The organism is Rhizobiaceae bacterium, assembly GCA_023953835.1.
Taxonomy (GTDB): Bacteria; Pseudomonadota; Alphaproteobacteria; order Rhizobiales; family Rhizobiaceae; genus Mesorhizobium_G.
The window spans coordinates 373965-386839 of record JAMLJB010000002.1; the positions used below are offsets into that span (position 1 = coordinate 373965).

At 64.9% G+C, this 12875-nt stretch carries 9 protein-coding genes; 1 reads left to right on the forward strand and 8 read right to left on the reverse strand.

The window, feature by feature from the left end; translation table 11 throughout:
- Positions 1–37 precede the first annotated feature (37 nt).
- A complete protein-coding gene (locus M9924_19625) occupies positions 38–616 on the reverse strand; it encodes an amino acid synthesis family protein (protein MCO5066596.1) in 579 nt (192 codons plus the stop codon).
- 122 nt (positions 617–738) lie between these two features.
- On the opposite strand from M9924_19625, the gene M9924_19630 reads away from it, so the two are divergent.
- Complete coding sequence (locus M9924_19630) at positions 739–1647, forward strand: LysR family transcriptional regulator (GenBank protein MCO5066597.1); 909 nt, start codon at positions 739–741, stop codon at positions 1645–1647.
- Here M9924_19630 and M9924_19635 read toward each other — a convergent pair.
- The 7 genes from M9924_19635 to M9924_19665 form a co-directional block, all read right to left on the reverse strand.
- Complete coding sequence (locus M9924_19635; protein MCO5066598.1) at positions 1644–4643, reverse strand: FAD-binding oxidoreductase; 3000 nt, start codon at positions 4641–4643, stop codon at positions 1644–1646. The genes M9924_19630 and M9924_19635 overlap by 4 nt on opposite strands.
- Positions 4644–4658: 15 nt before the next feature.
- Positions 4659–5564, reverse strand: coding sequence for an NAD(P)-dependent oxidoreductase (locus M9924_19640; GenBank protein ID MCO5066599.1), 906 nt, complete (start codon positions 5562–5564; stop codon positions 4659–4661).
- A 143-nt stretch (positions 5565–5707) separates the two neighbouring features.
- Positions 5708–7327 carry a GMC family oxidoreductase N-terminal domain-containing protein gene (locus M9924_19645; protein MCO5066600.1) on the reverse strand — a complete coding sequence of 540 codons (1620 nt, stop codon included), beginning with the start codon at positions 7325–7327 and terminating at the stop codon, positions 5708–5710.
- Between the two features lie 8 nt (positions 7328–7335).
- Positions 7336–8124 carry an N-acyl homoserine lactonase family protein gene (locus M9924_19650; GenBank protein ID MCO5066601.1) on the reverse strand — a complete coding sequence of 263 codons (789 nt, stop codon included), beginning with the start codon at positions 8122–8124 and terminating at the stop codon, positions 7336–7338.
- A gap of 55 nt (positions 8125–8179) precedes the next feature.
- A complete protein-coding gene (locus M9924_19655) occupies positions 8180–9676 on the reverse strand; it encodes a sugar ABC transporter ATP-binding protein (GenBank protein MCO5066602.1) in 1497 nt (498 codons plus the stop codon).
- The gene (locus tag M9924_19660) at positions 9660–10772 is read right to left on the reverse strand and encodes a hypothetical protein (GenBank protein MCO5066603.1); all 1113 of its coding nucleotides are present in this window, start codon (positions 10770–10772) and stop codon (positions 9660–9662) included. Before M9924_19660 ends, M9924_19655 begins: the two co-directional genes overlap by 17 nt.
- On the reverse strand, positions 10769–12847 hold the full coding sequence (locus M9924_19665; protein MCO5066604.1) for an SMP-30/gluconolactonase/LRE family protein: 2079 nt from the start codon (positions 12845–12847) through the stop codon (positions 10769–10771). Before M9924_19665 ends, M9924_19660 begins: the two co-directional genes overlap by 4 nt.
- Between the last annotated feature and the right edge of the window lie 28 nt (positions 12848–12875).

Consider the following 12875-nt stretch of genomic DNA (forward strand, 5'->3'; position numbering starts at 1 on the left):
AGACTTTGCGCCACCAGATGAGCCGTGGCCGTTGCTTCTAACGCTGGCCGTCGCCGACCGAAATCTGGTCCGCGCGAAGCCCGCCCAGCCGGTCGTGAATGCGACCGCCGGTCGCCATGACGACGCCGTAGAGCAATTCGTTCGGGCGCGGCGCGTCAAGCGCCCCGATCTCCATTGTGTTGAAGTGGCTGCGGACATAGCACGCATTGATGTGGAAAAGCGGCGTCGGCAGCCGGTAGCCCGCGGCCGCCACGGCCTTGGTCGCCGGCACAACCGCCTTCGCGCCGAGATATTCCCGCAACGACGCGCCGCCAGCCTCATGCCAGATCGCGCCATGTTCCAGCTCGCCGTTCACGCCGACGATGGCGCCCTTGCCATAGGCCTCGATGCGCTCCTTGCCGCCGAGCGCGGTGGCCAGTTCCTCGGTCAGCGCGGCACCCAGGCTGCGCGCCTCCGCCATGAAGGGAAGCAGGTCCTCCACATATCTGCCCGCAAAGGGGTTGGAGACGACCGCATATGCCGCGCCCATCAGCAAGGGGGTCGCGGGGGCAGGGCCGCCCTCGTGGTAGATTGTGTCCACGACAATCGACTTCTTGCGAATATTGATCAACGACATGAGTGCCCTCCGCTCCTGACTGGTCGTGAGGTCTTCTAAACACTTGCCGGGCTTTGTGGACATGCTAATTGCCACGTGGCTATAACACTTGGTTATGGTGTCGAGTCGAGGGGCCGGATTCCTTGAAATTCAGACTACGTCAGATGGAAGTGTTTCGCGCGGTCATGCTCACCGGCTCGATCAGCGGAGCGGCCAAGATGCTCTTCGTCTCCCAGCCGGCCGTGAGCCGCATCGTGTCACACACCGAATCGAGTCTTGGCCTTTCGCTGTTCACCCGCAAGGGCGGCAAGCTCATTCCCACCATCGAGGCGGAACGCCTCTATGCCGAGGTCGACGACTTCTATCGCGCCGCGCTTCAGGTCGACGAGTTCGCCCGCAATCTGGCGCAAGGCACCCCCAGCGCACTCAGCATCGTGGGAAGCCCGAGCCTCAGCCGCGCGGTGCTGGTGCCGGCGATCCAGAAGTTCTGCGAACTCTACCCCAAGGTCGAGATCGAGTATCACACGGTCCTGCTCAATGCGATGCCCAACGAGGTGCTGAGCAACCGCGTGGACGTGGCCGTGTCGGTGCTGCCGCTGGAGCATCCCAACGTCGTTTCGCGGCCCTTCACCAGTGGCCGCATGATCTGCATCCTGCCGACGGGACATCCGCTGCTTGGCAAGCGCACGATCAGCGTGGCCGACCTGTCCAGTGAGCCGCTGGTGCTGCATCATCCCAAGATTGCTTTCGGGCGGCTGGTGGAAAGCATGTTCCGCGAACAGAACCTCCCGATCATTCGCAGGGCCACCGTGCTCCAGACCGAAGCCGCGTGCGCATTGGTCGAGGCCGGGGTGGGCATTGCCATCGTCGATCCCTACACGCCGTGGGGAAACACGTGGCGCATCGAGAAGCGTCCGCTGGAGCAGGAAATTCCGCTGCGCCCCTGCATCGGCTATTCCATATTCGAGAATCCGAACCGCAACGCGCAACGGTTCATGAACATCATCAAGTCGCTGAGCAATGAAATGAGCTGGGCCGCCTCCGTGCCTTAGACCGCTCGCACCAGTGCCTGGAGCGGATGGGCGAGCCGTATGCCGTCGATAAGCTTCGCCTGAGAGCGGCACGAATAGCCGTCGGTCAGAAGGCGACCGGAGCCGTGGTGCAGCTTGACGTGCCTCGCCCAGCTCAGCGCGTAGATCTCTTCCGAATTGGCACGCTGTTCCGCCAGATGGCCGTAGGTGCCCGCCATGCCGCAGCAGCCGGACGGCAGGATGGTCAGCTTATGGCCGAACAGGGCGAAGAGCTTTTGCCAGTCGCGCATCGCATCGGGTGCGGTCGTCCGCTCCGTGCAGTGCGGCAGCAGCAGGAAATCCTGCGGCTCGGGGACCGCAGCGGTTCTGCCGGCCATGCGCCGCAGCAGCCATTCCTGTACAAGGTGGACCTTCGGCGCATTGCCCGCGCCAAGCGCCGCCACATATTCGGACCTGTAGGTCAGCGTCATGGAGGGATCGATGCCGATGAGATCGACGCCCGTGCCGGCCAGCCCGCGCAGTTGGGCCGCGCTTTTGGCCGCCACGCGCTCGAACCTGTCGAGGAAGCCGTGCACATGACAGGGCTTGCCGTTGGGCAGGAGCGGCGCAAGCCACGGCCTGAAGCCCAGCCCTTGCAGGAACGCCAGCACGTCGAGGACGAGCTGAGCGTCATAATGGCGCGTGAATGCGTCCTGAACCAGAACGACGCTGCGCGCCTTTTCTCCCGCATCGAGCGCATCGAGAGCCGCCACGCTTGCCGTTTCGACGCCGAGCCTCGCGCAGCCCGCGCCGAAATCCTGTGGCGACAGGAGCGGCGTCGCGGTCAGGCCGACGGCGCGCATGGCGACCGAGCCGAGCGGGGAACGCAGGAAGGCATTGGCGAGCCTCGGCATGCGCGCCGCCAGCGGCAGCAGGGCCTCGATGCCGGCGACCAGATGGTCGCGCGGATGCCGCAGGTAGCGCGTGTGGTAGAGGTGGAGAAAACGCGAGCGCAGCGCCGGAATGTCGACCTTGACGGGACATTGCCCGACGCATGACTTGCAGGCGAGACAGCCGTCCATGGCTTCCTTCACCTCGTGGGAAAAATCCGGCCTGTGCCGAAGGCTGCGCACGATCCTGCCCAGCGAACCTTTGAGGCGCGGGCGTGGCGCGGTGGGGTCGAAGCCCTCCTCCGCCAGCAGGCGCAGCCATTCGCGCATGAGCTGGGCGCGTCCCTTCGGAGAGTGGCGGCGTTCTCGCCTGCTCTTCCATGACGGGCACATCGCTTCGTCGAAATTGTAGTCATAGCAGGCGCCGTTGCCGTTGCAGTGGAGCGCGCTTTCAAAGCGGGCGCGCACATGCAGCGGGATCACGCTGTCCGCGCCGCCCCTCATGGGCACCTCGTCGATCCTGATGAGGGCGGCCTCGCCCGCAGCGGCGATCTTGCCGGGGTTGAACCGGGCATGCGGATCGAAAACCTGCTTGACCCGCTGGAGCAGCGGATAAAGCGATCCGAAGAAGCGCGGCGAGAACTCCGAGCGAACGCCCTTGCCGTGCTCGCCCCAGAGCACGCCGCCATATTTCACCGTGAGGTCGACCACCTCCTCGGTGATCGTGCGTATCATCTTGCGGTGCGTCGGATCGGTCATGTCGAGCGCTGGCCTGACATGCAGCACACCCGCATCCACATGCCCGAACATGCCGTAGGACAGGCCGCGCCTGTCCAGAAGCGCGCGGAACTCGGCGATGTAATCGGCCAGCCGTTCCGGCGGCACCGCCGTGTCCTCCACGAAGGGGGTCGGCCTCGCCTTGCCCGGCAGCGCGCCGAGCAGGCCGACGGCCTTCTTGCGCATCGCCCAGATCCGGCCCGCATCGCCCCGCGCGACGGTGAAGCCCCGGCGACCGGCCCCGGCCCGCGCCCCGTCAAGCTCGCCGACGATGGGCGCGATGCGCGCCTCAAGCTCTTCCGCGCTCTCCGCCAGCACCTCAACCAGGTTGATGCCCTTTGCGGGACCGGCGCTGTCGTCCGGGAAATAGGCGCGCACATCGCTCCAGATGATGTCATGCCGGGCAAGTTCCAGCACGTGGGAATCAATGGTTTCGATGGAAGCAGCACCCAACGAGATGAGATGCCCTGCGTCGCGAAGCGCCTTGTCGAAATCGTCGTAGCGTATGTTCACGATTGCGCTGTGGCCCGGAACGGGGAGCACGGAAAGCGTCGCCTCGGCGATCAGCCCGAGCGTTCCCTCGGAGCCGCACAGCACCGCGTTCAGGTCGAACCGGCCGTCGCGGTCGCGCAGATGGGCGATGTCGTAGCCGGTCAGCGAGCGGTTGAGGACGGGAAACTGCCGGGCGATTGCGGCGGCGTTCTCGCGCTGGAGATCATCGAGCGTGCGGTGGATTTCGCCCACGAGGTCGGTGCGGGAGCGCACCTTGCGCAAGGCGTCGTCATCAAGCGGATGCGAGCTCCAGACCGTGCCGTCGCCAAGCACGGTGGTGAGTTCGCGCACATGGTCGCGCGTCTTGCCGTAGATGCAGGACCCCTGCCCGCACGCATCGGTTGAGATCATCCCGCCGATGGTGGCGCGGCTGGATGTCGAAAGCTCCGGCGCGAAGAACAGGCCGTGCGGCGCAAGCGCCGCGTTGAGTTGATCCTTGACCACGCCTGCCTCGACGCGCACGAGGCGGCGTTCAGCGTCGATCTCCAGGATGCGGTTCATGTAGCGCGACAGGTCGACCACAATGCCGTCGCCGAGCGATTGCCCGTTCGTTCCCGTGCCGCCGCCGCGCGGATAGAGCCGGATGTCCGGGAAACGCGGATCGCCGAGCAGCCGGGCGATGCGCACGAGGTCGTCGCGCGAGCGTGGAAACACCACCGCCTCGGGGCGTATCTGATAGATCGAGTTGTCGGTCGACAGCACCTGCCGGTCGGCGCCGCGATCCGACACACGGCCCTCGAACCCGCGAAGCTGAAGCTCGGACAGGAAGGCGACGGTGCCGGACGACGGGGCCGGAACCGGCCTGAGGTGAGGGATCATGCAATGCGAAGTCGGTCAGCCGGCCTGCTTGTCCGGCGCCTTGCCGAACTGCACGCCCGCCCACTGCTCGAAATGCCGGATCGGAAAGACATTGTCCTGCTGGCCGTCGCCCTGCGAAATCGCGAATGCGAGAAACTGGCGCGCAGCCGGGCTGACCACCATGGTCGCGCCGATCTTCTCCGCCTCGTCGAGGCACATCTTGATATCCTTGTGCAGGAGTTCGGTGGTGAAGCGCACCGGGAAGCCACGGTCGAGCACGCATTGCGGGATACGCTCCAGCGTGGCGAAGGAACGACCGCTCGAAGCATTCAGAACATCCAGCATCATAGACGCGTCGAGCCCCGCCTTGACGCCGTAGACGAGCGCTTCGCAGCTTGCGACCATGCTCGTTGCGTAGAGCGTGTTGTTGATGATCTTCATGGTCTGGCCGAGCGACGCGTCCTCGCCCATGTAGAAGATGTTCTTGCCGATCACCTTGAGGACCGGCTCGACCTTGCGGAATGTTTCCTCAGGCCCGGACGGCATGATGGAAAGCGTGCCTTTTTCAGCCGCGACCGTACCGCCGCTGACCGGCGCGCCCACGAAGGAGATGTTTTTCGCATCGAGCAGCGCGGCCATTTCCTTTGTTACGGTCGGGCCGGTCGTCGAAAGATCGACCACGGTCGTGACCTTCGTGCCCTCGGCCACTTCGGATGCGACTGCCAGGACGATGGCGGGCATCGGCAGGCACAGAAGAACGGTCTCCACGGTCGAGGCAAGCGAGGCGGCGCTTTTGGCCGCGACGGCTCCCTTCGCGACGAGGCGGTTCATCGCCTCGGGGTCGCGGTCGAAGACGACGAGATCGTACCCCGCCGCCAGCAGTCGCGTGCCGAAATGGCCGCCAATATTTCCGAGACCAATCAGCCCGATACTCCCGGCCATCTTGTCTTTCCTCTCACTCACTTCTGTCATTTCGCGTTATAGGGATTGCATGCCGGAGCAGCGATTGCTGTTTCCCCAAAGGGTATAGCCTTTGGTTATTCGTCACTGCGGCGGTCATTCTGAAGGTCGCCATGCTTCGTTGCTCAATGCATGGCTGACTTCGATTTCAGGAAGAGATCGGCGCCTTTTTCCGCGATCATCAGAGTCGCGGCATGGGTGTTGCCGGAGACCATCGTGGGCATGATCGAGGCGTCGACGACGCGCAGCCCCTCGATGCCGTGGACTTCGAGGCGCTCGTTAACGACCGCAAAGGGGTCCGATCCCATCTTGCAGGTGCCGGCGACGTGGTACGACGTCTCGCCGTTGCGGCGGGCGAAATCCAGCCATTCCTCGTCGCTCTGCACCCGGCTGCCGGGGTTCATCTCCGACTTGCGGTAAGGCTCCATCAGCGGATTGTCGACGATGCGCCGGGCGATCTTCATGCCGCCCACAAGGCAGGTCTCGTCGAGCGGGTCGCTCAGGAAATTCGGGCGGATCGCAGGCGCCGCCAGCGGATCGGGCGACTTGATGTGGATGGTGCCGGTCGATTGCGGCCTCAACTGGTAGACGGCGATGGTCATGCCCGGCTCGCGGTCGAGCTTGCGGTTCGAATGGGAGGAGAAGCTGGCGAGATTGAAATGGAACTGCACGTCGGGCGTGGCGAGTTCGGGGCGTGTCTTGACGAAGCCGAAGATCACCGCGCTCGGGCTGGTCAGGATGCCGCGGCGCAGCGCATAGTATTTGGCGACCTCCATCGCAAGCGCGACGCCGTGCGCGCGGTCGTTGAACGTCACGCGCTTTTTCCCGCGCCAGTTCATGCGCGGCGTGTAGTGGTCGCGCAGGTTTCGCCCGACGCCCGGCAGACCGTGCACAACCGGAATCCCGAAGCCGTTCAGGATGTCGGGATCGCCAAGCCCGGAAAGCTCCATGATCTGCGGCGACTGCACCGTGCCCGCCGAGAGAATGACGTCATGCGCGAAAACCTGGCGGCGCTCGCCGTCCCGCACATATTCGACGCCCGTGCAGCGCCGCCCCTCGAACAGCAGCCGGGTGACCTGCGCCCCTGTGGTGATCTCAAGATTTGCGCGGCCCCGGATGGGGTGGAGATAGGCGCGCGCGGCGGATACGCGCTGGCCGTCCTTCTGGTTGACCTGCATGTAGCCGAAGCCTTCCTGGCTCTCGCCATTGTAGTCGGCGTTGAGCGGAAAGCCTTCGGCCACGGCGGCGCGCAGGAACGCATCGGTCAGCTCGTTACGGAACCTGACCTCGTGCACGTTGAGCGGTCCGTCGCTGCCGCGCAGCGGTGAACGCGGCCCCTCGAAATGCTCGAACTTCTGGAAGAAGGGCAGCACATCCTCGAACGACCAGCCCCGGTTTCCAAGCTGTGCCCAGCCGTCATAGTCGAGCGGCTGGCCGCGCACCATGATCATGCCGTTCAGCGCGCTGGAGCCACCGAGCGTCTTGCCGCGCGGCACGGGGATCGCGCGGTCGCGCGTGCCCGGCTCCGGCTCCGATCTGAAGCACCAGTTGTAGCGCTGGTTGTTCATCAGCTTGGTGAAACCGACCGGAATGGGAATCCACATGCTGTCGTCGGGCGGGCCGGCTTCCACCAGCATCACCTTGCGGCTCGCATCCGCTGAAAGCCTGTTGGCGAGCACGCAACCGGCCGTTCCGCCGCCCACGATGATGACATCGCGATCAACGGCGGGCTTGGTCTCATTCATGGCGCTGCTCAATCGTAAAAGGCCGGGAACTTCTTGATGTCCTGCCACGCATCGGGATCGTGCCCGGTGATGACCGAAGCGCCCGTCGTGTCGGCGATCAGGTGCAGCTTCTCGATGGAACGCGCGACATCCATGCCGTTGACCATCGTGCCCGGCATGCACTTCATGTTCCAGTGGTCCATGGTGTAGGCGGCGTCGATGGTCAGGAGCTGCGGGCCGGTTTTCGGAAGCGTGATGAGGAAGGACTGGTGGCCGGGCGTGTGGCCGGGCGTGAAATAGCAGCGGATGACGCCGTCGCCGTAAAGATCGAAGCCGTCCTGATGCCTGTCCTCAAGGAAGTGCCAGCGCAGGTTGGGCCGGTCGAAGTCGGCGCGGATATAGCCGCCCCTGGCGAACCAGTCCGGGGCGAAGGCGTATTGATATTCCTTGCGCTGCACGATGTAGGTCGCGTTCGGGAAATGGCCGAGCGCGCCGGTATGGTCGATGTGCAGGTGCGAATGCAGCACGAAGCGCACGCTTTGCGGATCGAAGCCCGCCTCCGTGAAGCGGTTGAGGCAGGCATCCTCCTTCTCCATGAGCGGATAGAAGGCGTCGGCGGTCTTGCCCCAGTGGCCATGGGGGTCGATTGCCGCCTCGACGGGCGTGCCGCCGTCGATGACCACATTGCCCTTCGGATGCGTGATGAGGAACCACGGTATGGGCGTGTAGAAGGTTTCCTGCGAGGCGCCGAGCTTGATGTCGACCTCGCGCTGGCGGATTCTGCCGGTCTGGAACACGTAGAGCCGGATGTCACTCATTTCAGCACCTCGTTCTGGAAGTCCGTTCTTGATTGCCTGCCGAACATTGCTTTCCTCAATGGACCGCCGCGTACATGATCTTTTCCTCGGTCGCGTCCTCGGGTGAGAACTCTTCGACGATGCGCCCTTGCCGCGAGACGAGGATGCGGTCCGACAGGTTCATCACTTCGGGCAGGTAGGAAGAGATGACGACGACCGCCAACCCCTCTTCTGCGAGCTGGATGATGAATTTATGGATCTCGGCGATGGATCCGACATCGACGCCGCGCGTGGGTTCGTCGAAAATGATGACCTCGGGCTTCTGCACCAGCGACTTGCTGATGACGACCTTCTGCTGGTTGCCGCCGGAAAGCTCGATGACGCGCGGGTCGGCGCTGGCCGAGCGCACGTTCAGCGCCTTGATCCAGGTTTGCGCCAGCTTCTGCTTTTCCGCGCTGCTCACGAAGGGCGGGCTGGAAAAGGAGGTGGCGATGCGGCCGAGGAAAATGTTGTCACTCACCGACATCGTCTCGAAGAAGCCCTCGATCTTGCGGTCCTCGGTGATGTAGGCGACGCCGTCCTTCATGGCTTCGCGTGGCGAGGCGTAGTCCACCGCGCGGTCGCCGCGCAGGATGCGTCCGCCCTGCTTGCGGTCCTTGCGGTCGAGCCCTGCGATGATGCGCGCTGTCTCCGAACGGCCCGAGCCGACAAGGCCGAAGATGCCGGTGATCTGTCCCGCATAGATCGAAAACGATGTGTTGCGGACCGCACGCCCCCGCGACAGGTTCTGCACGCTCAGCATGCGCGCGCCCCGCTGCCGCTCCTTGCCGCCGGCGTGCCGGACATAGATGTCGTCCGACAGTTCGCGCCCCACCATGGCGCGGATGACGCTGTTGCGGTCGAACTGGCCGGTTTCGCCCGTGGTGACGAGCGCGCCGTCGCGCAGGATGGTGATGCGGTCGGAAACGGCAAGCGCCTCCTCGAGCGCGTGGGTGATGAAGACGATCGCCACCCCGGTGCTCTTCAGCCGCCGCACAAGCTCGAAGAAATGGTGCTTCTCCTCCGGCGTCAGCGTCGCCGTCGGCTCGTCGAAGATGATGACATTGGCCTTGTGATGGACGGCGCGCGCGATCTCGACCATCTGCCTTTGCGCGGCACTGAGTTGCGAGACCTTCTTCGTCACCTCGAAATTGAATTTGAGGCTCTGCATGAACTGCTGGGCCGCAAGATTCAGCCGCGAGCGCATCATGAAGAAGCGGCGTTCGCCGAGATAGAGGTTCTGCGCGACGGTCAGCGAGGGAACGAGGCTCGTCTCCTGAAACACCATGGCGATGCCCGCATTCAGGGCCTCGCGCGGGCGGCTGAAGGAGATGGGCTTGCCATCGAGCAGCATCGTGCCGCTGCTCGGCGCGGCTACCCCGGCGATGATCTTGGACAGCGTCGACTTGCCCGCGCCGTTTTCGCCCAGAAGCGCGTGCACCTCGCCCGCCGCGAGGCTGAAATCGACCTCGCGCAGCACCTTGATGCCGAAATAGTCCTTGGAAACGCCTTTCAGCTCAAGCCGCATCGACATGAACGCCTCCCGATTTGGCGAGGTCGAGAATTGCCACCGCATCGTCGCCCTTGCAGGCGACGAACAGCTTACCCTTGTGTTCGACGCAGCCCGTGGTGCCGTGGCGGTTGCCGTCGGCGCGGCTCTGGACGCTGCTTTCAGGCTGGAAGGCATGGTCGAGATACACGACCATCCCGTAGGAAAAGCTCGGCGCCCAGGGCTTTGAACGACCCATCTGCTTCATTGCACCGCCCATGAGAGGCTCCCACACCGAGTTACCGGCGCGCAGTCTTGGCGCGATCCACTCGCGGCGGTCCGGCACTTCGGAAATCATCCGCGCACAGAATTCGGGCTGGCGCAGCACATAGTCGACGAGCTGGCTGCGCGGTGCGAAGATCGACAGCCACGCGCCGCCACGGCTGCTTGGCGCCAGCCGCGCCGGATAGCCCGGCAGGTCCGCCAGCACCACCTCGCAACCGGACCCCGACAGGTTCCTCGCGTCCCTCGGCAACCGGATCAGCCGGTGCCGCCAAGCTTCCGAAACGATCAGTTCGCCTTTGGCGTCCAGCAGCAACCCGTTCGGATAGGCCAGCGCGTGCGCAAGGCAGATGCTGTTGCCGTTCTTGAGCGAGACGCGCCAGACCGAGCCGCTTGCGCCGTCGCGCAGCAGGTCCTCGACCCAATCCTCGGGCGAGACCCGAGACGAGCCCTGCGCAACGATCAGGTCCTGCCCGTCGAACAGCAGCGCCGTCGGGCACACCGATTTCTGCTCGCCCAGCACTTCGATGGTGCGGTTGCTGTTGTTGTCGAACACAAGGATGCGGCCATCCACCAGCCCCAGCGCGACCGCGCCGCTTTGGCTGAAAGCCAGGCTGGAAATGGAATTTTCGCAATGGCGCACGCGCAGCGGCGGCTTGGTGCCGTTCAGCCTGTAGAGGTCGCGTCCGCTGGTGACATAGATGTTGTCGTCGAGCGAGGCGAGACAGTCGGGCGCGGGAAAATCCGACAGGCTTGGCGCGAGGTCCAGCAGCGAATTTGGCCGGAACGGCCCGTCCATGGCGGGCAGCGTCAGTTCCTGGCTTGCCGCGGGCAGGAAACGCTTCAGGAGTCCGCTCATGCCGTCACCGCCCGCGCGCCGCGACGGCGCGCTTTCCCGGCTGCCGGCTGCACGGCGATGCGCGACAGGCCCTTGCTCGTCGTGCTCGCCACATATAGCTCGCCTTGCCGTTCGGCCAGTCCGCAGATCATCGATTGCGCGCTGCCGCTTTCGTCCCACAACGTTTGCTGCACATGGCCGGATTCGTCGATGCGCAGGATGCACCCCACGTTGACGTTCGGGTAAAGCCATTCGCCGGACGCCATTTCCTCGATCATGCCCTCGCGGAAGGACGGCATGGACATGGCGATGTCGAGCACAGTCGAGCGCATGCCGAGGAAGGAGACCCAATAGCCGTCCTCCGCCGGGCGCAGGCCGACCGGATAGCCCGGCAGGTCCTCGACCACCGTTTCCTGCGCCTGCCCGCCGTCCAGCCGGATGCGGATAATGCGGCTTGCCCAGCTTTCCGCCAGCAGCACGGAGCGACCGTCATGCGACAGGCAAAGCCCGGTCGGCCCGCGCAGCCCGCCAAGGATCACCGTGGTGGCTTCGGTTTTCGGATCGAAGGTCATCAGCGCGCCGTGGCCCTGCCCTTCCAGCAGGTCGGACACCCAGTCCTCCTGCCCGAAGCGCCGGGAAAATTCGGTGAAGAGAATGCGCCCGTCGGGCAGCGCGACGAGGTCTGCCGGCGAGCGGAGCGCCACGCCCGATCCGGGAATGCGGCCCTTCACGCGGTCGACGACCTTCTCGACCGTGCGGTCGGCGGCGACCGAATAGATGCCCATGCCGGAGACACAGGCGAGCAGCCTGCCCTCAGCGTCGAAGGTCAGGCCGCGCGGATAGCCGCCGATATGCGCAAAGACTTCCGACTTTTCGAAACCGGGGGCCATGAAGCGGACGATCTGGCCCTGCCGCATGCCCGCATAGAGGTTTCCGGCGGTGTCGAAGGCGATGCCCGCGGGTCCATCCGCGCCGCCTGCCTCCATGCGCCCCACATCCTTGAAATCGCCGGCCGGCGCCTTTTCCAGCGCCCGCCTGTCCGCCCCTTCGAGGTTGACCGCGACCGGCGCGACGATCGTGTCGCTTTCGACATTCTCGCGACGGCGCACCCAGCGCACGTCCATGATGACGGCGAGCAGCAGCACCAGGCCGAACACGGCGGAAGCTGCGCCGCCGGGCATGCCGAGATGCACCATGCCGTTGGTCAGCACGACCATGATCGCCGCGCCGATCAGCGCCTTGGCGACCGAACCGCGACCGCCGCCGAGCGCATTGCCGCCAAGCACGGCGGCGGTGAGGACCGAAACTTCGAGCCCGACGCCGGTGTCCGACCCCGTGCCGTTGAGACGCGCGGCATAGAGCGTGCCGGCGATGCCGCAGAGAATGCCCGAAATCACATAGGTGCTGCACACGGTGGCGCGCACCGGAATGCCCGCATTGTGCGCGGCGCGGCGCGAACCGCCGACGGCCATGATGTTCCAGCCGGGACGCAGCCGCGTGAGCATGATGTGGGCAAGCACGGCGACCGCGGCCAGGATCACCGCACTGACGGGAATGCCCGCGAGATTGCCGTCACCCAGGAAGGTCCACGCGTCGGAATCGTAGGTTCCGCCGGAAATCGGCTGGGCATAGTCCAGCAGGATGCGGTTGACGACGGCGCGCACGACGATCAGCGTCGCCAGCGTCGTCAGGAAGGCCGGCAGCCGCAGGAAACCGACCAGCAGGCCGTTGACCAGTCCGACAGCCCCGCACACGGAGATCGTGGCGGCGACCGAAAGCCATAGCGGCCACTCGAACACGTTGAGCAAGAGCAGCACGACGACATTGCTGAGCGCGAAGGTGGAACCGATGCTGAGATCGATTCCACCTCCGGCAATGACGATCATCATGCCGATGACCATCAGCGCCGTCTCGCCGAGCTGCCGAAACGTATCGCCGAGATTGGAGCTATCGAAGAAACCGCTCGTCGTGCTTGAGATCGCGGCTGTCACCAGCACGAGGATGACGAGGGGAGCGGCGTTGTCCGTCCAGGACTGGGCGCGCATTTCCTGCATCATCCTGCGCAGGCCGGCGAGAGATACGTTAGCGTGTTTCAAAAAATATGCTCCGGCTGATGGTCACGGG